Source organism: Mycolicibacterium chlorophenolicum, assembly GCF_001044235.1.
GTDB classification, from domain to species: Bacteria; Actinomycetota; Actinomycetes; order Mycobacteriales; family Mycobacteriaceae; genus Mycobacterium; species Mycobacterium chlorophenolicum.
On record NZ_JYNL01000068.1, the window covers coordinates 271,779 to 291,457 of the forward strand.

Below are 19,679 nucleotides of genomic sequence, written 5' to 3' on the forward strand. Positions count from 1 at the left end.
CTATTCTCCCTGACTGAGAGTCTCAGTTTCAAGGAGGACGCATGCAGATCAGCGGCAGTTCCGCACTGGTGGTGGGCGGGGCGGGCGGTCTCGGGGAGGCGACGGTGCGCCGGCTGCACGGCGCGGGCGCCAAGGTGGTGGTCGCCGACATGGCCGACGACAAGGGCGCTGCGCTCGAGTCGGAGCTCGGAGTGCGGTACGTGCGCACCGACGCCACCTCCGAGGAGTCGGTCAACGCCGCCATCGCCGAGGCCGAAGCCCTTGCTCCCCTGCGCATCTCGGTGGACACCCACGGCGGTCCGGCCAGCGGCGGGCGGCTCGTCGGCAAGGACGGGTCGCCGCTGGACCTCGAGGGGTTCAAGACGACCGTCGAGTTCTACCTGACCGCGGTGTTCAACGTGATGCGACTCTCCGCGGCGGCGATCGCGAAGACCGAACCGCTCGAGGAGGGCGGCCGGGGCGTCATCGTCACCACGGCGTCGATCGCCGGGTACGAGGGACAGATCGGGCAGCTGCCCTACGCCGCGGCCAAGGGTGGGGTGCTCGGCATGACCCTGGTCGCCGCACGCGACCTGTCGCCGCTGGGCATCCGCGTGGTGACCATCGCGCCCGGGACCATCAACACTCCCGCCTACGGCAAGGCCGCCGACCAGCTCGAGCAGTACTGGGGGCCGCAGGTGCCGTTCCCGAAGCGGATGGGCCGCGCGGGCGAATACGCGCAACTGGCGCAGAGCATCATCGAGAACGACTACCTCAACGGCGAGACCATCCGCCTCGACGGGGCGCTGCGCTTCCCACCGCGATGAGCCTGACCGGCAAGGTCGCGTTCGTCGCCGGCGCGAGCCGCGGCATCGGCGCCACCATCGCCTCGGCGCTGGCCGCCGCCGGCGCGTCGGTCGCCGTCGCGGCGCGTTCCGAACAGGAGGGCAGGGTCCCGGGCACGATCGGGTCCGTCGCGCAACGCATCACCGCGGCGGGCGGCTCTGCGCTGCCGGTGGTCTGCGACGTCACGTGCGAAGAGTCCGTGAGCACCGCAGTGGCGCAGACCGTCTCGGAGTTCGGGGGTATCGACATCCTCGTCGCCAACGCCGGCGTGCTGTGGCTGGGGCCGGTCGAGACCACCCCGCTCACACGGTGGCAGCGCTGCCTCGACGTGAACCTCACCGGCGTCTTCCTGGTCACCAGGGCCGTCATCCCGCATGTACGCACGCGCGGCGGCGGCTCGCTGATCGCGGTGACCACGACGGGCGTCGGGATGACCGGGCACGGCGCGAACGCCTACTGGGTGTCCAAGGCTGCCGTCGAACGGCTCTACCTCGGGCTGGCCACCGATCTGGCGGCCGACAACATCGCGGTGAACTGTCTGAGCCCGTCGCGGGTGGTGCTCACCGAGGGCTGGCAAGCCGGCGGTGGCGGTATCGAGGTGCCCCCCGAGATGGTCGAACCGCCCCAGGCCATGGCCGAGGCCGCGCTGCTGCTGGCGCGCCAGGACGCCTCCGGCATCACCGGCACGGTCCAGCGCTCCGAGCAGCTCGCCGCGGAATAGCATTCCCGGCTGCGATTTTCGCGTGTGCGCGACCAGGAATGCGCTTCCGCGGGAATTTAAGCGAAGAGTCGAAATCGTCCGGGCGGACGCCAACGCTGCGAGACTGAGCCCGAGCTCGACGGAATCAAGGAGGCGCCGTGCCAGACCACGACTATGCAGAGATGAAGAAGGACGCCGAGCAATACATCCGATTCGAGAAGGACACCGCGAACCGGATCGCGACGATCACCTTCGACCGGCCCGACGCGCAGAACTCGACCACGCTGGGCATGCGGCAGCTCTATGCCGACCTGATCCACAAGTGCAACGTGGACGACGACGTCAAAGTGGTCGTCATCCGCGGTGAGGGCCAGGACTTCGGCAGCGGAGGCGATCTGCCCGAGCAGCGGGACATGCTGGAGAACCCGGGCATGCCGCTGCTGCACGAGGTCGCGATCAACGACGACGACGTGAAGTATCCGCCCGGCGGCTCGTACCGCTACCTGTCCACCGTGACCGACTTCTACGCCAAGGCCCCCGCGGGCAACCGGCCGCTGCAGGAACTGCGCAAGATCAGCATCGTCGAGGCCAAGGGGTACTGCTACGGCTGGCACTTCTACCAAGCCGGTGACGCCGACCTGGTGGTCTCCTCCGACGATGCGCTGTTCGGGCACCCGGCCTTCCGGTATGTGGGCTGGGGCCCGCGGCTGTGGTGGTGGGCCGAGACCATGGGGCTGCGCAAGTTCTCCGAGATGCTTTTCACCGGACGGCCTTTCACGGCCAAGGAGATGGACGACTGCGGGTTCCTCAACAGCGTGGTGCCCCGCGACGCCTTGGAAGCCGAGACGCACAAGTACGCGCTGGCGTGCTCGCGGTCGCGTCCCACCGACACCGTCGCAGTGCAGAAGACCTTCCTGGAGCTCTACAAGCAGCACAAGGGCGAGTACTTCGGCAGCCTGCTCACCGGCATGGTCGAGGGGATGCTGCCGCTCATCCAGAACGATCAGCAGCGCGATGTCGACCTCACCGAGGGCACCTTCGAGAAGGGGCTCAACAACGTGGTCAAGGACAACGATCTGAACTTCCCGCCGGAGTGGCGGCTCAGCCGTTCGGGGCGCAACAAGCCCTAGTCCTTGGCGATCAGACCGTCGACGATCGTGTTGAACTCGGGCGTGCCGAACGACACGTACTCGGCGAGGTTGGCGTAGTCCAGCGACGCCATCACCGAGCGCTCCAGCTGGATGTTCATCAGCCGCTTGGTGGCTTCGACAGCCTGCTGGGGCAGCGTCATGATCTTCTTCGCGCACGCGATCGCGTCGGAGACCGGCTCGGCGACAACGTGATTCGCCAGACCCAGCTCCAGTGCGCGCGGCGCCTTGATCCGCACGCCCGTCAACGCGAACTCCTTGGCCTGCAACAGGCTGATCTGCGACCCCCACACCAGCGGCCCTCCGTCGGCGGCGACCAGACCGATCTGCACGTGCGGATCGGCGAAGTGCGCGGTCTCGGCCATGTAGACGATGTCGGACAGCGCGGCCAGACTGCAGCCCAGGCCGACCGCCGGACCGTTGACCGCGGCGATCACCGGTACCCGGCAGCGCACCATGCCGATCACCAGATCACGGCCGTGCTTGATGGTCTTGCGCCGCAACGCTTCGTCGCGGCGCAGCTCGTCGAGATAGTGGAAGTCGCCGCCGGCCGAGAACGCCCGGCCGGCGCCGGTGATGACCACGGCCCGAACGTCGGCGTCCTCGTTGAGCGCCTCCCAGATCCGGGCCAGGCCCACGTGCAGCGCGTCGTTGACCGCGTTGAGCTCGTCGGGCCGGTTGAGCGTGATGATGCGCAGTCCACCGTCGGCGCGGACGTCGATCTCGTCGGGCATGGCGTACATACCGGGTCCTCCACTGGTCGTCGATCTGGTGTCTGCCGGGGGCATCACGGGGCCGGCAGTCCGAGGATGCGTTGGGCGATGATGTTCTTCTGGATCTGCGACGTGCCGCCCATCACGCTCTGGGCGCGGCTGTACATGTAGGCGCCGAACAGCTCCTCGTCGCCGGTGCCGACGGTGTGCAGCGCGGCGTGGCCGACGGACTGCTCGACCCAGGTCATCAGCAGCTTGTCGAGTGACCCCTGGGGACCGTGAGTCAGGCCGTCGAGCTGCTCGGAGAGCCGTCTGCGCACATGCAGCCGCAGCATCTCGGTCTGGACCCATGCCCACAGCAGCTCGGCGTTCGGTGCGCCGTCGACGCGGGACGCCATCTGGCGCACCGTCTTTCCGTAGCGTGCCGAGAACCCGAGCGTCGAGGGCTCCCGCTCGTGGCTGACCACCGTCATGGCCAGCTTCCACCCCTCGCCCGGCGCGCCGACCATGTTCTCGGCGGGCACCCGGGCGCCGTCGAAGCTCACCTGACCGAACTCCCGGGTCACGCCGCTGATCATCTTCAGCGGACGCTGCTCGATGCCGGGTTGGTGCATGTCCACGATGAACGCCGAGATGCCCTTGTGTTTGGGCACGGTCTTGTCGGTGCGCGCGAGCACCAGGCACCAGTCGGCCACGTCGGAGTAACTCGTCCAGATCTTGTGGCCGTGGATCACGTACTCAGACCCGTCCTGCACTGCCGTCGTCGTCAGCGACGCGAGATCGGATCCCGCGCCCGGCTCGGAGAAACCCTGACACCACCGCTCGGTGCCGTTGATCATGCCGGGCAGGAAGCGCCGCCGAAGATCCTCGCTACCGTGGTGACTGAGGCCGACGACGAGGTAGCCCAGACTCGGCCGTGCGGGCGCACCGGCTTTCGCGATCTCCTCGTCGACGATCACGTCGTACACCGGCGGCAGATCGTGACCGCCGTACGCCTTCGGCCACGACGTGCCGAAGAACCCCGCCTCGAACAGTGCCCGGTGCCACTGTCCGGCCTTGGCCCAGTACGCGTCGCCCGACGTCGGGAACCTGCCCTTCTGTTCGATCAGCCAGGTCCGCAGGCGCTTCCGGAACGCGGCCTCGTCGGCGGAATCACGAAAGTCCAATGGTCAGCTCCTCCAGCTTCACGGGCCACACCTCGGTGGCGGCCAGGACCCGGCGCAGATAGACATGGGCCAGGCATTCCCAGGTGTTGCCGATGCCGCCGTGCACCTGGATCGACGTCTCGCACACCGTCATCGCGGCGCGCGCGCAGTAGATCTTGGCGATCCGGGCGGCCTCGACGGCCTCGGCCACCGGGAGTTCGTCGACGGCCCAGGCGGCGTGGCGCACCACGCTGATCGCCCCTTCGATCAGCGCCAGGCCTTCGGCGAGCAGATGCGCCACGGCCTGATAGGAACCGATCGCCGCGCCGTACTGCTCGCGCACGGCGGCGTATTCGGTTGCCAGCGCGTGCGTTCCCCTGGCCGCGCCGAGGATGTCCGCGGTGCTGGTCGCCAGCGCGAGCGCATACCAGCGGCCCGACTCCTCCTCGGACAGCCGGCTCAGTTCCGGCGGCGACTCGACGACACCGGCGAGGGCGCCGGTCAGATCCACCGACGTCAGCGGCTCATCGCTGACCGCGACCGTGCGGCCCAGCCGGCGCTGCAGTTCGTCGACGAGCACAGGCCCCAGGAACGGCACATCGACCAGCCGCCTGCCGAACTCCTCGGCCACGATCGCGACCTCCACAGCGGACGCCCCGTCGGAGCGCAACACGCGAAAGCCGGTCGCGTCCAACGCCTTCTCCAACCGCGCGACGCGGACCTCGTCGTCGAGCTCGGCCACCGACCCGGGCCCCAGGCCGGCCGCCAACTCGGCAGCCGCAGCACGCAGCTGCTCCTGTTCACTGGTCAGACGAACGTCCACGGATTCCTCCACTCTCAGCGCAACCGCTCAACGCCCGCTCCCTGAGCACTCGGCGCAGCACCTTGCCCGACGGCAGGCGCGGGATCTCGTCGACGATCACCACCCGGCTGGGCCGCTTGTAGGACGCCAGCCGGTCGGCCACGACGGCGATCAGCGCGTCGGGCTCCACGGCGGCGCCCACCGTCACGGCGGCGATGATCGCCTCCCCGTCGGGGGCCGGGACACCGAACACCGCGCAGTCCTCGACGGCGGGATGGCCGTGCAGCACCGCTTCGATCTCGGCGGGCGCGACCTGGAAGCCGCGCACCTTGATCATCTCGCGGGCGCGGTCGGTGATGCGCAGGTGGCCGTCGGCATCGAGGCTGCCGATGTCGCCGGTCCGGTACCAACCCTCCGAAAACGCCTCGGCCGTAGCGCTTTCCGGGAGGTAGCCGGCCATGGTGGCCTCCGATCGCACCTGGATCTCCCCGTCGGCGCCGATGCTCAGCGGCGTCCCGGTCTCGGTGTCGACGACCCGCACGCGCACGCCGTCGACAGCACGGCCCACGGTGTCCAGGCGCGCCGAGGGCAGATCGTTGCAGGAGATGACGGGCAGCTCGCTGGCTCCGTACGCGGTCACCCACGCGACCCCGGTGCGCTCGGTGACGGCGTGGGCCACGCTGCTGGTGACCGGCGTGGCGCACCACATGAGGTAGCGCAGCGACGACAGGTCGTGGGCTTCCAGGCCGGGGTGCGCCGACAGCGCCAGCGCGATCGGGGCGACTGCCATGTCGACGGTGATGCGGTCGGCCTCGATGTGGCGCAGCATCGTCTCGATGTCGAAGCGTGGATGCAGCCGAATCCACGCCCCGGTGTCGAGCGCCGTCGCGATGTTGAGCAGTCCGAGGATGTGCGACGGGGGTGTCATCACCTGCAGACGATCTGCCGAGGTGAGCTGCAGCGCCCCGCGCCAGTGCCGGATCGCGGCAGCCAGCGAGGCGTGCGTGTGCCGAACGGCTTTGGGCATCCCGGTGGTGCCCGAGCTGAACACCAGGACCGCGTCCGCCCCGGGGTCGACCGCCTCCGCCGCGCACGATGCCGGTGGGATCGGCTCGTCCACATGCAGCATCGGCATCGCCGCGGCGAGCACCGCGTGGTCGCCCACCGCATACGCCGGCCGGGTCAGTGACAGTGCGTGGCCGACCTCCGCCGGCTTCCACGCCGGGCTGAGCAACACCGCCGCCGACCCGAGGCGCCAGATCGCCCGCAGCGCGACAACGAATTCCGGCCGGTTCGACGACATCACGGCGACTCGGGACGACGGACCGACCCCGCGCAGGCGCAGTGCGGCGGCCATCGCCTCGGCCTGGGCGTCGAGGTCGGCGAGACTGTACTGCCGTTCCCCGAACGCGAGCGCCATGGGCTCACTCACGTCGCGCACGCCCTCCTCGTGGATGATGATGAGAGGAATACCGTTTGTCGAGGAGAATAGTATTCTCCTATTATCAGAATGACAATGTCGATCGGTGAAGGAGCGGGACGTCGCGTGGACGCCGAAACAGGTCTGACCGGGGGCACCATCACCATCCAGCTGGACGGGAGCACCGCGTCGGTGCCGACCAGACCCGGGGAGACGCTGCTCGACAGCGCGCGCCGCGCCGGGATGGGTCCGCCCTTCTCCTGCGAGGCCGGCAACTGCGGGACGTGCATGGCGCTGTTGAAGACCGGCCGGGCCACGATGCGGGTCAACGATGCACTGACCGAGGACGAGGTCGACGAGGGATACGTGCTGACCTGCCAGGCAGTTCCGGACACTCCCGATGTAGCGGTCACCTACGACGAGTGAGCGGTGCGCGCGTGTTCGTCGAGACGGGGCGCGGGACGGTACGCGGGTTGATGGTCCGCGATCCGGATCGGGCTGCGCACCAACCGGAAGTCCCCCGCGGTGACCACTGCCTCGGGGGTGGCGGCCAACGCCTCGGGCAGCGTCCGCACCGCTGACACCGGGATGCCGAGCGGCCGCAGCCGGGCTTCCCAGTGGGCGGCGGTGTCCGTCGCGAGCGCGGCGCCGACCAGCTCCAGCACCTCGTCGCGCCGAGAGGCCCGTTCGGCCATGGCGGTGAAGCCGGCGATTCCGGCCTCCGCGGCGAACGCCGCCCAGAAGGCGTCGTGGGTGACGAACAGCGCGAGATATCCGTCGGCGGTCGGGAACAGCTGCGCCGGAACATAATACGAATGCGCGCCGTACGGGTGCCGGCGCGGCTCGGTACCGTCGTTGAGATACGCGGCGGCGCGGTAGTTCAGCTGCGAGAGCATGACGTCGCGCAGCGACACGTCGACCTGTCCCCCTCGCCCGGAGACGATCTGGGCCAGCAGGCCGAGTGCCGCGGTGAGGCCGGTCGAGTTGTCGGCCGACGAGTACCCCGGCAGCGTCGGCGGACCCTCCGGGTCGCCGGTCATCGCCGCCACCCCCGTCGACGCCTGGATCACGTAGTCGAACGCCGGGTCATCCCCGCCGTCGAGGCCGTAGCCCGTCAGCGCCACGCACACGATGCCCTCGTTGTACTGCCGCAGCGACTCGTAGGTCAGGCCCAGCCGCCGGATCGCCGAGGGCTTCATGTTGACCAGCAGCGCATGGGAATCCGCGACCAGCTCGCCGAGCCGTTGCCTGCCCTCAGCGGACCGCAGATCCAGGCAGACGCTCTGCTTGTTGCGGTTCAGGCTCGCGAAGTAGCTGTCGCTGACCTGGCGGGAGATCTCGCCGCCCGGCGGCTCGATCTTGAGCACGTCTGCGCCGAGGTCGGCGAGCATCATCGTGGCGTACGGACCCGCCAGCATGACGCCGACCTCCAGGACGCGGATGCCGGCCAGCGGGCCCTTCACTGCACGGCCTTGGCGAGCTCCGCGATCACCTCGCGGGTGCGGTACTTCGACGCCACCAGCTCGTCGCGGGTGTCGCCGATCGGCAGCAGTCGCACCGACAGATCGGTGACGCCGGCGTCGGCGAACTGCTTGAACCGCGCCAGAATGTGTTCCATGTCGCCTGCAGCGCAGAGGTCTCCGACGTTGCGCGCGTCGCCGCGGTCGAGCAGCCGCTGATAATTCGGCGACGTCTCGGCCTCGGCCAGGATGCGGTTGGCGCGCTCCTTGGCCGCGTCGATCTCGCTGGTGGCACACAGACACACCGGGATTCCGGCGACGATGCGCGGCGCGGGACGCCCCGCCTCGCTGGCGGCCTTGGTGATCTTCGGGGCGATGTGCTCGCCGATCGCCTTCTCATCGGCCATCCACAGCACGGTTCCGTCGGCACGCTCGCCGGCGATCTGCAGCATGACCGGTCCGAGCGCGGCCACGAGCACCGGAAGCGGGGTCTCGGCGGCCAGCACCGTCGGATTGTGCACGGTGAACGATGCGTTCTCGACGTCGACGTCGCCCGGTCCGGCGAGCGCGGCGTCGAGCACCTCGAGATAGTCGCGGGTGTAGGCCGCGGGCTTGTCGTAGGGCAGGCCCAGCATGTCGCGCACGATCCAGTGGTGCGACGGGCCCACCCCGAGCGCGAGCCGGCCGGAGGCCATCGCGTGCACCGAAAGAGCCTGGCGGGCCAGCGCGATCGGGTGCTGGGCCTGCAGCGGCACGACGGCGGTACCGAGTTCGATCCGCGTCGTGTGGGCGGCCATCAGCGCGACCATGGTCAGGCAGTCGAAGTCGTTGGGCACCTGCGGCATCCACGCGGTGTCCAGACCGGCCGACTCGGCCCACTGGATGTCGGAGACCAGCTTGGCGACCTTGCGCGCCATGTCCCCGCGCTCGGCCCCGATCATGACGCCCAGTCTCATGACCGGTCCGCCGTCTCGGTCAGCTCGCGGACGTCACGGACCAGATCCTCGAGCGAGGTCCCCGTCGGGAACACCGCGGCCGCTCCCGCGTCGAGCAGCTTCTGGACGTCGGCCTGCGGGATGGTGCCGCCGACGACGACGGCGATGTCGCCGGCGTCGGCCGCCCGCAGCGCATCGACAGTGCGCTGGGTCAGCGCGACGTGCGCACCGGAGAGTATCGAAAGACCCACCAGCGCAACATCTTCCTGCAGAGCGATCGACACGATGTCCTCGATCCGCTGGCGGATGCCGGTGTAGATGACTTCGAAGCCCGCGTCACGCAGCGTGCGTGCGACGATCTTCGCGCCGCGGTCGTGGCCGTCCAGGCCGGGCTTGGCGACGAGTACCCGGGTGGTCACTAGAACACCACCGGCTGGACGAACTCGCCCCACACCGACTTCAGCGTGGACACCATCTCACCGACGGTGCAGTAGGCGTTGGCGCAGTCGATCAGGTTGTGCATCAGATTGTCGGTGCCTTCCGCGCTCTTCGCGAGCGCTGTCAGTGCCTGCCGGACGGCGACGGCATCACGTTCGGCCTTGACCTTCGCGAGCCGCTTGAGCTGCAGATCCCGTCCCTCGGCGTCGAGTTCGTAGGTGGCGATCTCGGGCGGCGGCTCGTCGGTGACGAATCTGTTCACGCCGACCACGGGCCGCGCACCCGATTCGACCTCCTGATGGATCGTGTAGGCCTCGTCGGCGATCAGCCCCTGCAGGTAGCCGTCCTCGATGCAGCGCACCATGCCACCGTGCTCCTCGAGATCGCGCATGATCTCGATGATCTTCTCCTCGGTGGCGTCGGTGAGCGCCTCGACGAAGTACGAACCACCCAGCGGATCGGCGACTTTGGTGACACCCGTCTCGTAGGCCAGGATCTGCTGGGTCCGCAGCGCGAGCGTCGCGGACTCCTCGCTGGGTAGCGCGAACGGCTCGTCCCAGGCCGCGGTGAACATCGACTGGACACCGCCGAGCACCGCCGCCATCGCCTCGTAGGCCACGCGGACCAGATTGTTCTGCGCCTGGGGCGCATACAGCGACGCACCACCGGCCACGCAGCCGAACCGGAACATCGACGCCTTGTCGGTGGTGGCGCCGTAGCGCTCCCGCACCAGCGTCGCCCAGCGCCGCCGACCCGCCCGGTACTTCGCGATCTCCTCGAAGAAGTCACCGTGGGTGTAGAAGAAGAACGAGATCTGCGGTGCGAACTTGTCGATCGTCATCCGGCCGCGCTCGACGACGGTGTCGCAGTAGGTGACACCGTCGGCCAGCGTGAAGGCCATCTCCTGGACGGCGTTGGCGCCGGCGTCACGGAAGTGCGCACCGGCCACCGAGATCGCGTTGAATCTCGGCACCTCGTCGGCGCAGAACTCGATCGTGTCGGCGATCAACCGCAGCGAGGGCTCGGGCGGCCAGATCCAGGTGCCGCGCGACGCGTACTCCTTGAGGATGTCGTTCTGGATGGTGCCGGTGAGCTTCTCGCGCGGGACGCCCTTCTTCTCGGCGGCCGCCACATAGAACGCCAACAGGATCGCAGCGGTGCCGTTGATCGTGAAGCTGGTGCTGATCGCGTCCAGCGGGATGCCGTCGAACAGCACCTCGGCATCGGCGAGCGTGTCCACGGCCACGCCGACCCGCCCGACCTCCTCGCCGTATTCGGGGTCGTCGGAGTCGTAGCCGCACTGGGTGGGCAGGTCGAGCGCCACCGACAACCCGGTGCCGCCCTGATCGAGCAGGTAGCGATACCGGCGGTTGGACTCCTCGGCCGTGCCGAAGCCGGAGTACTGCCGGAACGTCCACGTCTTGCCGCGGTATCCCGATGCGAAGTTGCCGCGGGTGAACGGATAGGTACCCGGCGGTGGCGGATCGCCGGCCCGGTCGGCCGGTCCGTACACGGGCTCCAGCGGCAGCCCGGAGGGTGTCTGTACTGGGTCGCTCATCAGTGGATAACGTACTTGCAAAAAATGAGAATGCCAATACCGTCTGAGGCAAAGATGCACGCAGCGACGGGTGTCGGCGGCCGTAGCGCAACTCCGAAGCCCCGGTACACAGCGATTACGTGATTCGCATAAAATGAGAACGTCACTATCCGGTGCCCACAAGGAGGCGCGATGTCCGACGTACCCACCGAGTCGCCGTTCACCGACCGCACCATGGTGGTGTCGGGCGGCAGTCGCGGGATCGGCCTGGCCATCGCCCTGGCCGCGGCACGGCGCGGCGCCAACGTGGTGCTGCTGGCCAAGACCGCCGAGCCGCACCCCCGCCTGCCGGGCACCGTGCACACCGCGGTCGCCGAGGTCGAGGCCGCCGGCGGTAAGGCGGTGGCGGTGGTCGGCGACGTGCGCAACGAGGACGACGTGGCGCGCGCGGTGGACACCGCCGTCGCGCACTTCGGCGGCATCGACATCGTCGTGAACAACGCGAGCGCCATCGCCACCGAACCGACCGAGGCACTCTCGGTTAAGAAGTTCGACCTGATGATGGACATCAACGTGCGCGGCACCTTCCTGCTCACCAAGGCAGCGCTGCCGCACCTGCGGACGTCGGCCAACCCTCATGTGCTCACGCTGGCGCCACCGCTGAACACGAATCCGCACTGGCTGGGTGCGCACCCGTCCTACACGCTGTCCAAATACGGCATGACGCTGCTGTCGCTGGGGTGGGCCGAGGAGTTCCGCGGCGAACGCGACGGGGCGGTCATCGGCTTCAGTTGCCTGTGGCCGCAGACCTACATCGCGACCTCCGCGGTGGCGAACCTCCCCGGCGGCGACGACCTCGTCGACGCCTCCCGCAGCCCGGACATCATGGGCGACGCCGCGGTGGCGATCCTGGCCAGGCCCGCCCACGAGGTGAACGGCCGGACCTTCATCGACGCCGATGTGCTGACCGCCGCCGGCGTCACCGATCTGTCGACGTACGGCGGCGGGGACGACCCGCTGTGGGATATCTTCCTGGACAAGTCATGAGTATCTCCCTGCTGCTGGAAATGGCTGCGTCGGCCGATCCGGATCGGACGGCGGTGGTCGACGACGACACCCGGCTCACCACCGGTGAGTTGAGCGCGCTCGCCGATGGCGGCGCGCAGGTGATCGCCTCCTCGGGCGCCCGGCACGTCGCATACGTCGGCACGGGCGGCGCGATGCTTCCCCTCCTGTTGTTCGCCTCGGCCCGCGCGGCGATACCGGTCACGCCGCTGAACTACCGGCTCTCCCCCGACGGCCTGCGCGCCCTTCTCGATCGCCTGCCCGACCCGCTCGTCGTCGTCGACGACGAGTACCGGGCGGCCGTCGGTGACGGGTACCGGGTACTGGGATCCGCCGAATTCCGCGCCGCGGCAGACGAAACGGAGCCCGGCCCGGACATTCCGGTGTTCGCCGATCCCGACGCCGTCGCGGTCGTGCTGTTCACCTCGGGCACCACCTCCACACCGAAGGCCGTCGAGCTCACTCACAACAACCTGACCAGTTACATCACCGGCACCGTCGAATTCGCCTCCGCGGAGCCGGGAGACGCCGCGCTGATCTGCGTGCCTCCGTACCACATCGCGGGGGTCGGCGCGGCGCTGTCGAACCTGTACGCGGGCCGGAAGATGGTGTACCTCAGGCACTTCGACGCCGAGCAGTGGGTGCGGCTGGTGATCGAGGAGGCCGTGACGTCGGCCACCGTCGTGCCGACGATGCTCGACCGCATCGTCTCGGTCCTGGAGGCACGAGCCGTCTCGCTGCCCACGCTGCGCACGCTGGCCTACGGCGGCTCGAAGGTGCCGTTGCCGCTGGTGCGCAAGGCGCTCGACCTGCTGCCCACGGTCGGCTTCGTCAACGCCTACGGTCTGACCGAGACCAGCTCCACCATCGCCGTGCTCACCCCGGACGATCACCGCGCCGCACTCGCCGCCGGCGACGAGGCGGCCATCCGCCGGCTCGGCTCGGTGGGCCGGCCGGTGCCCGGCATCGACGTGGAGGTCCGCGCCGACGACGGACGGGTGCTCGGCCCCGGCGAACCCGGAGAACTGTTCGTCCGCGGCGAGCAGGTGTCGGGCAGGTACACCGACATCGGATCCGTCCTCGACGAGAACGGCTGGTTCCCCACGAAGGATGCCGCGTACCTCGACGGTGAGGGATACCTGTTCATCGGCGGCCGCTCCGACGACACCATCATCCGCGGCGGTGAGAACATCGCGCCCGCCGAGATCGAGGACGTGCTCGTCGAGCATCCGCACGTTCGCGACTGTGCCGTGGTCGGCGCCGACGATCCCGAATGGGGTCAGATCATCGTCGCCGTCGTCGTCGCCCATCAGGGCACCGAGCCCGACATCGAGGATCTGCGCGCCCATGTCCGCGCGCAGCTGCGCGGATCCCGCACTCCCGACCGGGTGGTGTTCCGAAACGAACTCCCCACCAACGCGACCGGCAAGGTGCTGCGCCGTGAACTCGTCAACGAACTCAACGCCACGTCGAAGGAGCCCGCATGATCAAGAACGGCACCCGCCTGCAGAGCCAGGTCTGTGACACCCAGGTGATCGTGGTGCGCAGCGCCGACAGCCTCGACGATCTGCGGGCCGGCGGCGCACCGATGGTGCCGGTCGGCGACAGCGTCGACGGCGGCCTGTCGCTCGACGAGGCGCTCGCCGACGGCAACCAGATGGGCAAGCGCTACGTCGACGACGGCGGCGCCGAGGTGCTCGTGACGAAGGCCGGCAAGGGGACGCTGTCGATCGGATCCACTGCCCTGACCCTCAAGGAAGCCAAGCCGCTGCCCGCCAGCGACTGATAGCTTCTCCCCGTGTGAGGCCACGGCGGCTGCTGACCCGGTACGCGGTGGGTCTGACCACGGCCTACCTGCTCACGGTCGTGGAGGTCGCGGCCATCGTCGGCGCGCTGGGCGGCGGTGGCGTGGTCACGCTCGGCAACATCGTCACCCTGGTGGTGGTCGTGACCGTCGGTACGGCCACCGTCGGGCTCGGCGCGGTCGCCATCCTGCGGCCGTCGCTGCGGTGGCTGTCGGCGGGACGGCGGCCCACCCCTGCCGAGATCGCCACCACCGCCAAGATCATCCGTCGGCAGGCGGGGATCATGTTGGCTCCATGGCTGTTGACCGCGGCGGTGCTGGTGCCGCTCAACCGCGATGCCGAGGCGTCGGTGTTCGTCGTGATCACCACGACGCTGCTCTTCGGCGCGATCGCCGCGGTGTGCACCGGCTTCCTGTTCACCCTTCGCACGTTGCGGCCGCTGATGGCCCGCGTGCCACCGGGCGAACGACCTGCCGCACCGGGCGTGCGGGCGCGGCTGATCCTGATGTGGACGTTGTGTACGGCGCTGCCGGGCACAGCGATCGCTGTCCTGCTGATCCTGCGGTACCGCAACTGGCTGTTGACCGAGGACAGTCCGATCGAACTGGCACTGCTGGTGCTGGCTCTGGTGGCCGTCGTCCTGGGATTGCGCGCGATGCTCGTGGTGTCGATGTCGATCTCGGATCCGATCGGCCAGGTGGTGGCGGCGATGGCCGACGTGGAGCGGGGCGACATCGACGGCAGCGTCGAGGTCTACGAGTGGTCCGAGATCGGCCGTCTGCAAATCGGATTCAATCGCATGGTGGCGGGTCTTCGGGAACGTGACCGGCTGCACGACCTGTTCGGACGGCACGTCGGCGAGGAGGTGGCCCGTCGCGCGCTGGAACAGGGCGAGTCGCCCGAGGGCGACGAACGGGAGGTGGCGGTGCTGTTCGTCGACCTCACCGACTCGACCCGGTTGGCCGTCGAGCGGGAACCACACGAGGTGGCCCGGATCCTCAACGACTTCTTTCGCATCGTCGTCGCCGAGGTCGACGCGCGGCACGGATTGATCAACAAATTCCAGGGCGACGCCGCGCTCGCGGTGTTCGGTGCGCCGCTGCGCATCGCCGACCCCGCGTCGGCCGCACTGGCTGTCGCACGCACCCTCGCGGACGAATTGACCAGTCTCAGTCTCGATTTCGGCATCGGCGTGTCGGCCGGCCCGGTGTTCGCGGGCAACATCGGGGCGGAGAACCGCTACGAGTACACCGTGATCGGCGACCCCGTCAACGAGGCGGCACGGCTCGCCGACTGCGCCAAAGAGCACCCCGGTCGAGTGTTGAGTTCCGGCGCGGCCGTCGATCGGGCCGGCGCGGAGGAACAGGCCCACTGGTCACCCCGTGGCGAGACCACCCTGCGGGGACGCTCCGATGTCACCGACCTCTACACACCCGGTTCACCTGCGCGTTAGTTCCGCGCGCGAATGGGGAATGCTCGCGTATGCGAACCGCGGCAGCCCGGGATGTGACCGCTGCGGAACGGGCGCGCGCCGACATCCGGGCCGGACGGCACACCGGGCCCACCAGCGGACTGGCGCCGGGGTTCGCACAGACCAACCTGGTGATCCTGCCCGAGGCGTACGCGCTGGACTTCCTGCGATTCTGCGTCCGCAATCCGGGACCGTGCCCCCTGCTCGACGTGACCGCGACCGGCAGCCCCTGCCCGCAGATGCTGGCCCCCACCGCCGATCTGCGCAGCGACCTCCCGCGCTACCGCGTGTTCGCCGACGGGCAGTGCATCGACGAACCGACCGACGTGCACCGCCACTGGCGTGCCGACCTGGTCGCCTTCCTGCTGGGGTGTTCCTTCACCTTCGAGTGGGCGCTTGCCGAGGCCGGTATCCCTCTCGCCCATCAGCGTCAGCGCACCAACGTTCCGATGTACGTGACCGACCGCCCCTGTGTGCCCGCCGGACCGTTTCGCGGACCGATGGTGGTCTCGATGCGTCCGATGCCACCCACCGATCTGGCCCGCGCCGCGGACGTGACGGCGCGCTTCCCCGCCATGCACGGCGCCCCCGTGCACGCGGGCGACCCGGCCGCGCTGGGAATCGGCGACCTCGCCCGCCCCGATTTCGGCGATCCGGTGGCGATCGCCGACGGCGAGATCCCGGTGTTCTGGGCGTGCGGGGTGACACCGCAGACCGCGGTCCAGAGCGCCGCGCCGCCGATCGCGATCGTCCATGCGCCCGGACACATGTTCATCACCGACCTCCCCCACGAGCACTACGACAGTGCGGCCCTTGCATCCCGACTGCCCGGAGGATTGTCATGACCGTCGATCGTGAGCACTCGCGCCGCACCCACGCCGCATCAGGCACCGTTGCCAAGGCGGTGCGCGGCGCGGCGATCGGCAACACCGTCGAATGGTTCGACTTCGCGATCTATGGGTTCCTCGCGACCTACATCGCCGAGAAGTTCTTCCCCCCGGGTGACGAGACCGCGGCGCTGCTGAACACCTTCGCGATCTTCGCCGCCGCGTTCTTCATGCGGCCACTGGGCGGCTTCTTCTTCGGTCCGCTGGGCGACCGGATCGGCCGGCAGAAGGTGCTGGCGCTGGTGATCCTGATGATGTCGGCATCCACCCTCGCCATCGGGCTGGTCCCCAGCTATCAGAGTATCGGCGTGTTCGCGCCGATCCTGCTGCTGCTCCTACGCTGCCTGCAGGGGTTCTCCGCCGGTGGCGAATACGGCAGCGGCGCGTGCTATCTCGCCGAGTTCGCCTCCGACCGGCACCGCGGATTCGTGGTCTCGTTCCTGGTCTGGTCGGTGGTGGTGGGTTTCCTGCTCGGTTCGGTGACCGTGACCGCGCTGGAGGCCGTGCTGTCCGAGTCCGCCATGGACGCCTACGGCTGGCGGATACCGTTCCTGATAGCCGGCGTGCTCGGTGCCGTCGGTCTCTACATCCGGACGCGCCTGGGTGACACCCCTGAGTTCGTGGAACTGCGCGACTCGGGGGAGGTGTCGGCGTCCCCGCTCAAGGAGGCGATCACCACCGCGTGGCGGCCCATCCTGCAGATCATCGGGCTGGTGATCATCCACAATGTCGGCTTCTACGTCGTGTTCACCTTCCTGCCAAGCTATTTCACCAAGACGCTGGAGTTCAGCAAGACCGATTCCTTCGTGTCCATCACCGTCGCCAGCGTCGTCGCGATCGCGTTGATCCCCCCGCTGGGCGCGCTGTCCGACCGGATCGGGCGTAAACCGCTGCTGATCGCCGGATCGGTGCTGTTCGCGATCTTCACCTATCCGTTGTTCCTTCTGCTCAACAGTGGCTCGCTGGCCGCCGCGATCGCCGCGCATGCGGGCCTGGCCGCGATCGAGTCGGTGTTCGCGTCGACGGCGCTGGCGGCGGGCGCCGAGTTGTTCGCCACCCGCGTGCGGTCCAGTGGGTATTCGATCGGCTACAACATCTCGGTGGCCCTGTTCGGCGGCACCGCCCCGTATGTGGCCACCTGGCTGGTGGCGCGGACCGGCAACCAGATCGCCCCGGCGTATTACGTGATCGGTGCCGCCCTCGTCACGCTGCTGACCGTGCTGACGATGCGCGAGACGGCGCGCCGTCCGCTGCGCAAGCTGGTCACCCAGGGCGAAAGATCATGAGGCGCCGACCGTTTCCACCAGCACGGTGGTGAATCGGCGACGGGCGAGCCGCCAGCCCCGGTCGGTGCGTACGAACTCGTCGTCGTAGACACCTGCCGCGTGCACGCCGGAGTCGTTGTCGGCGGCCATGATCAGCGCGTCGACATAGGCCCGCGCCCGGGCGGTGTCCCCGTCGACGGTCACCACCGGGTTGGTGATCCGGTGCATCGTGTGGCCGGCCGGCGCATGCGCGGCGACCATGAACTCGGTCACCGCGTCGACGCCGTGCCAGACACCGATCTCGCCGTAGTCCAGCCGGCAGTCCTCGGTGAACACCGTGCGGAACAACGGCCAGTCGCGGGTGTCGATCCCGGTCGCATAGCGGATCAGGACGTCGGTGATCTGCTGCCGGTCGTCGACGTCGCTCATGCGACAGGCTCGTAGCGCAGCAGCGTGACGCCGTGATCGGGATAGTCGCAGAACACCGGTCGCACCCGCATCCCGATCACGATGTCGGCCGGCTCGACGTTGACCAGCTCCGTCGAGAACCGTGGTCCCTCATCCCATTCCACGATCGCAAGGAGTTGCGGCACCGCATCGGCGAAGTGCGGGCCGACCGGCCTGCGCGCGACGGTGTAGGTGTACAGCGTGCCCATCCCGGAGATCTCCCGCCACACCAGGTCGTCGGCGAGGGTGCGCGGGGCGCGCACCCGCGGATAGAAGACGTAGGACTGCGACGAGGGTGAGTACTGGATGACGACCCGGTGCTCGGCCAAGCCATCCCAGAACGGTGCCGTGGTGGGTGTCTTGACCGGCATCGGGCGCGCGAAGGTGTGGTCCACGGTCAATCCCCCTCCAGCACGAGCGTGGTCTGTTCGGACAGAATGCCGCCGTTTCCCGAGACGAACGCGCGGTGGCAGTCGGGCACCTGAGCCGCGCCCGCGCGCCCCATGATCTGCCGGGTGGCGTCACACACGTGGTGCATGCCGCCGGCGTTGGCGGCCTGACCGAAACCCAGCTGCCCGCCCGCGGTGTTGAGCGGGAAATCGCCGCGGAAGGTGAGGTCGTGCCGGGCCACGAACTCCATCCCCTTGCCCTTCTCGCAGAACCCGGCATCCTCGAGACTCAACAGCACGGTGATGGTGTAGCAGTCGTAGATCGACACCATGTCCATCTGGGCGCGCGTCAGTCCCGACATGGCGAAGGCCGTCTCGGCGGCCCGGATGATCGGCGTCTGCAGCAGATCCTCGGCGTAGGTGGGCGTCTTGTAGGGCACGTGCTCGCCGAACCCTTTGATCCACACCGGCCGGTTCGCGCAGCGCGCGGCGACGTCGGCGCCGGCCACCACGACGGCCGCGCCGCCCAGACACGGCATCACGATCTCGAGCATGTGCAGCGGGTCGGCGATCACCGGGCTGGCCAACACGTCGTCGACGGTCAGCGGCGTGTCCTTCCAGATCGCGCCCTCGGTGTGGTTGGCGTTGACCCGCTGGTCCACCACGATCTTGGCCATGGCCCGTTCGTCGTAGCCGTAGATCGACGCGTACCGCTGGGCGACCTGACCGTACGGGCCGTTCTGGCCGAGGTTGCCGTAGGGGATCTCGAATTCGGCCTGCGGCGAACCGTATTGGTTGCTCGACGCGCCGAAGAACACCGCGTCGGTCATCGGGCGGGGCAACTTGTCCGAGGTCGGGGTGAGGTAGCGCGCCGGGATGACGCACAGCACCACGTCGCAGATCCCCAGCTCGATCGCCGCCGCGGCCCGCCACACCATCCCCGCGGCGCTCGCGCCGCCGAGATCGACGAGCTCCGCGAAGTTCGCTCGCACGCCGAGGTATTCGGCAACGGTCGACGGGACGAAGATCTCCGACTCGGCGAGGTGGGTGGCGACTATCCCGTCGACGTCGGTTCCGGCGAGTCCGGCGTCGGCCAGAGCGGCGGAGGCCAGCTCGGCCCACTGCTCGATCATGAACGGGGCGACCGTCGCCTTGCTCATCCGCTCCGGCGGCAGCTCCACGTAGCCGACGATGGCGGCTTCGCCACGTAATCCCATGTGCAATCCT

21 protein-coding genes are annotated in these 19,679 nt (G+C 68.9%); 10 read left to right on the plus strand and 11 right to left on the minus strand.

Going from position 1 to position 19,679, the window contains the following annotated elements:
* Window positions 1-41 precede the first annotated feature (41 nt).
* From MCHLDSM_RS29375 to MCHLDSM_RS29385, 3 genes are all read left to right on the plus strand, one after another.
* Window positions 42-806 carry an SDR family NAD(P)-dependent oxidoreductase gene (locus tag MCHLDSM_RS29375; RefSeq protein ID WP_048473315.1) on the plus strand — a complete coding sequence of 255 codons (765 nt, stop codon included), beginning with the start codon at window positions 42-44 and terminating at the stop codon, window positions 804-806.
* Window positions 803-1,546: an SDR family NAD(P)-dependent oxidoreductase gene (locus tag MCHLDSM_RS29380; RefSeq protein WP_048473316.1), complete on the plus strand. Its 744-nt coding sequence runs from the start codon at window positions 803-805 to the stop codon at window positions 1,544-1,546. The genes MCHLDSM_RS29375 and MCHLDSM_RS29380 overlap by 4 nt, the downstream gene beginning before the upstream one ends.
* Before the next feature lie 137 nt (window positions 1,547-1,683).
* Window positions 1,684-2,655 (plus strand): enoyl-CoA hydratase/isomerase family protein, encoded by a 972-nt coding sequence (locus tag MCHLDSM_RS29385; protein WP_048473317.1) that lies wholly within the window; start codon window positions 1,684-1,686, stop codon window positions 2,653-2,655.
* Here MCHLDSM_RS29385 and MCHLDSM_RS29390 read toward each other — a convergent pair.
* Genes MCHLDSM_RS29390 through MCHLDSM_RS29405 form a run of 4 tightly spaced genes read right to left on the minus strand, consistent with a single transcriptional unit; the run spans window position 2,652 to window position 6,765 of the window.
* Complete coding sequence (locus MCHLDSM_RS29390; RefSeq protein WP_048473318.1) at window positions 2,652-3,416, minus strand: enoyl-CoA hydratase/isomerase family protein; 765 nt, start codon at window positions 3,414-3,416, stop codon at window positions 2,652-2,654. The two genes, MCHLDSM_RS29385 and MCHLDSM_RS29390, sit on opposite strands and share 4 nt — an antisense overlap.
* Window positions 3,417-3,460: 44 nt before the next feature.
* Window positions 3,461-4,552 carry an acyl-CoA dehydrogenase family protein gene (locus tag MCHLDSM_RS29395; RefSeq protein WP_048473319.1) on the minus strand — a complete coding sequence of 364 codons (1,092 nt, stop codon included), beginning with the start codon at window positions 4,550-4,552 and terminating at the stop codon, window positions 3,461-3,463.
* Entirely contained in the window at window positions 4,539-5,354 is an 816-nt protein-coding gene (locus MCHLDSM_RS29400) for an acyl-CoA dehydrogenase family protein (RefSeq protein ID WP_048473320.1), read from the minus strand. Before MCHLDSM_RS29400 ends, MCHLDSM_RS29395 begins: the two co-directional genes overlap by 14 nt.
* Window positions 5,332-6,765, minus strand: coding sequence for a class I adenylate-forming enzyme family protein (locus MCHLDSM_RS29405; RefSeq protein WP_048473413.1), 1,434 nt, complete (start codon window positions 6,763-6,765; stop codon window positions 5,332-5,334). Before MCHLDSM_RS29405 ends, MCHLDSM_RS29400 begins: the two co-directional genes overlap by 23 nt.
* Window positions 6,766-6,879: 114 nt before the next feature.
* Here MCHLDSM_RS29405 and MCHLDSM_RS29410 point away from each other — a divergent pair, with 114 nt between their 5' ends.
* A complete protein-coding gene (locus tag MCHLDSM_RS29410; protein WP_234714234.1) occupies window positions 6,880-7,179 on the plus strand; it encodes a 2Fe-2S iron-sulfur cluster-binding protein in 300 nt (99 codons plus the stop codon).
* On the opposite strand, the gene MCHLDSM_RS29415 is transcribed toward MCHLDSM_RS29410, so the two are convergent.
* From MCHLDSM_RS29415 to MCHLDSM_RS29430, 4 genes are read right to left on the minus strand one after another with little or no spacing between them, the layout of a single operon-like run.
* Entirely contained in the window at window positions 7,167-8,216 is a 1,050-nt protein-coding gene (locus MCHLDSM_RS29415; RefSeq protein ID WP_082169134.1) for a CaiB/BaiF CoA transferase family protein, read from the minus strand. The two genes, MCHLDSM_RS29410 and MCHLDSM_RS29415, sit on opposite strands and share 13 nt — an antisense overlap.
* Window positions 8,213-9,169 carry an LLM class F420-dependent oxidoreductase gene (locus MCHLDSM_RS29420; RefSeq protein WP_048473322.1) on the minus strand — a complete coding sequence of 319 codons (957 nt, stop codon included), beginning with the start codon at window positions 9,167-9,169 and terminating at the stop codon, window positions 8,213-8,215. Before MCHLDSM_RS29420 ends, MCHLDSM_RS29415 begins: the two co-directional genes overlap by 4 nt.
* On the minus strand, window positions 9,166-9,567 hold the full coding sequence (locus tag MCHLDSM_RS29425; protein WP_048473323.1) for a cobalamin B12-binding domain-containing protein: 402 nt from the start codon (window positions 9,565-9,567) through the stop codon (window positions 9,166-9,168). The genes MCHLDSM_RS29420 and MCHLDSM_RS29425 overlap by 4 nt, the downstream gene beginning before the upstream one ends.
* A complete protein-coding gene (locus MCHLDSM_RS29430; protein ID WP_048473324.1) occupies window positions 9,567-11,144 on the minus strand; it encodes a methylmalonyl-CoA mutase family protein in 1,578 nt (525 codons plus the stop codon). The genes MCHLDSM_RS29425 and MCHLDSM_RS29430 overlap by 1 nt, the downstream gene beginning before the upstream one ends.
* Window positions 11,145-11,315: 171 nt before the next feature.
* On the opposite strand from MCHLDSM_RS29430, the gene MCHLDSM_RS29435 reads away from it, so the two are divergent.
* Genes MCHLDSM_RS29435 through MCHLDSM_RS29460 form a run of 6 tightly spaced genes read left to right on the plus strand, consistent with a single transcriptional unit; the run spans window position 11,316 to window position 17,637 of the window.
* Entirely contained in the window at window positions 11,316-12,170 is an 855-nt protein-coding gene (locus MCHLDSM_RS29435; RefSeq protein WP_048473325.1) for an SDR family oxidoreductase, read from the plus strand.
* Window positions 12,167-13,675: a class I adenylate-forming enzyme family protein gene (locus MCHLDSM_RS29440; RefSeq protein ID WP_048473326.1), complete on the plus strand. Its 1,509-nt coding sequence runs from the start codon at window positions 12,167-12,169 to the stop codon at window positions 13,673-13,675. Before MCHLDSM_RS29435 ends, MCHLDSM_RS29440 begins: the two co-directional genes overlap by 4 nt.
* Complete coding sequence (locus MCHLDSM_RS29445) at window positions 13,672-13,974, plus strand: hypothetical protein (protein ID WP_048473327.1); 303 nt, start codon at window positions 13,672-13,674, stop codon at window positions 13,972-13,974. Before MCHLDSM_RS29440 ends, MCHLDSM_RS29445 begins: the two co-directional genes overlap by 4 nt.
* Before the next feature lie 14 nt (window positions 13,975-13,988).
* The gene (locus MCHLDSM_RS29450) at window positions 13,989-15,446 is read left to right on the plus strand and encodes an adenylate/guanylate cyclase domain-containing protein (RefSeq protein ID WP_048473328.1); all 1,458 of its coding nucleotides are present in this window, start codon (window positions 13,989-13,991) and stop codon (window positions 15,444-15,446) included.
* A gap of 29 nt (window positions 15,447-15,475) precedes the next feature.
* Complete coding sequence (locus tag MCHLDSM_RS29455; RefSeq protein WP_048473329.1) at window positions 15,476-16,309, plus strand: putative hydro-lyase; 834 nt, start codon at window positions 15,476-15,478, stop codon at window positions 16,307-16,309.
* Window positions 16,306-17,637, plus strand: a complete 1,332-nt coding sequence (locus tag MCHLDSM_RS29460; RefSeq protein WP_048473330.1) for an MFS transporter — start codon at window positions 16,306-16,308, stop codon at window positions 17,635-17,637. Before MCHLDSM_RS29455 ends, MCHLDSM_RS29460 begins: the two co-directional genes overlap by 4 nt.
* Here the strand turns inward: MCHLDSM_RS29460 and MCHLDSM_RS29465 are convergent.
* From MCHLDSM_RS29465 to MCHLDSM_RS29475, 3 genes are read right to left on the minus strand one after another with little or no spacing between them, the layout of a single operon-like run.
* Window positions 17,632-18,045 (minus strand): nuclear transport factor 2 family protein, encoded by a 414-nt coding sequence (locus MCHLDSM_RS29465; RefSeq protein ID WP_048473331.1) that lies wholly within the window; start codon window positions 18,043-18,045, stop codon window positions 17,632-17,634. The genes MCHLDSM_RS29460 and MCHLDSM_RS29465 overlap by 6 nt on opposite strands.
* On the minus strand, window positions 18,042-18,434 hold the full coding sequence (locus MCHLDSM_RS29470) for a Zn-ribbon domain-containing OB-fold protein (RefSeq protein WP_048473415.1): 393 nt from the start codon (window positions 18,432-18,434) through the stop codon (window positions 18,042-18,044). Before MCHLDSM_RS29470 ends, MCHLDSM_RS29465 begins: the two co-directional genes overlap by 4 nt.
* 26 nt (window positions 18,435-18,460) lie before the next feature.
* Window positions 18,461-19,669: a thiolase family protein gene (locus MCHLDSM_RS29475; RefSeq protein ID WP_048473332.1), complete on the minus strand. Its 1,209-nt coding sequence runs from the start codon at window positions 19,667-19,669 to the stop codon at window positions 18,461-18,463.
* Between the last annotated feature and the right edge of the window lie 10 nt (window positions 19,670-19,679).

Coding starts and splice junctions, on each gene's coding strand:
- MCHLDSM_RS29375 (WP_048473315.1), top strand. CDS start 42: ATGCAGATCAGCGGCAGTTCCGCACTGGTGGTGGGCGGGGCGGGCGGT.
- MCHLDSM_RS29380 (WP_048473316.1), top strand. CDS start 803: ATGAGCCTGACCGGCAAGGTCGCGTTCGTCGCCGGCGCGAGCCGCGGC.
- MCHLDSM_RS29390 (WP_048473318.1), bottom strand. CDS start 3,416: ATGTACGCCATGCCCGACGAGATCGACGTCCGCGCCGACGGTGGACTG.
- MCHLDSM_RS29420 (WP_048473322.1), bottom strand. CDS start 9,169: ATGAGACTGGGCGTCATGATCGGGGCCGAGCGCGGGGACATGGCGCGC.
- MCHLDSM_RS29430 (WP_048473324.1), bottom strand. CDS start 11,144: ATGAGCGACCCAGTACAGACACCCTCCGGGCTGCCGCTGGAGCCCGTG.
- MCHLDSM_RS29435 (WP_048473325.1), top strand. CDS start 11,316: ATGTCCGACGTACCCACCGAGTCGCCGTTCACCGACCGCACCATGGTG.
- MCHLDSM_RS29440 (WP_048473326.1), top strand. CDS start 12,167: ATGAGTATCTCCCTGCTGCTGGAAATGGCTGCGTCGGCCGATCCGGAT.
- MCHLDSM_RS29445 (WP_048473327.1), top strand. CDS start 13,672: ATGATCAAGAACGGCACCCGCCTGCAGAGCCAGGTCTGTGACACCCAG.
- MCHLDSM_RS29455 (WP_048473329.1), top strand. CDS start 15,476: ATGCGAACCGCGGCAGCCCGGGATGTGACCGCTGCGGAACGGGCGCGC.
- MCHLDSM_RS29460 (WP_048473330.1), top strand. CDS start 16,306: ATGACCGTCGATCGTGAGCACTCGCGCCGCACCCACGCCGCATCAGGC.
- MCHLDSM_RS29465 (WP_048473331.1), bottom strand. CDS start 18,045: ATGAGCGACGTCGACGACCGGCAGCAGATCACCGACGTCCTGATCCGC.
- MCHLDSM_RS29470 (WP_048473415.1), bottom strand. CDS start 18,434: ATGCCGGTCAAGACACCCACCACGGCACCGTTCTGGGATGGCTTGGCC.
- MCHLDSM_RS29475 (WP_048473332.1), bottom strand. CDS start 19,669: ATGGGATTACGTGGCGAAGCCGCCATCGTCGGCTACGTGGAGCTGCCG.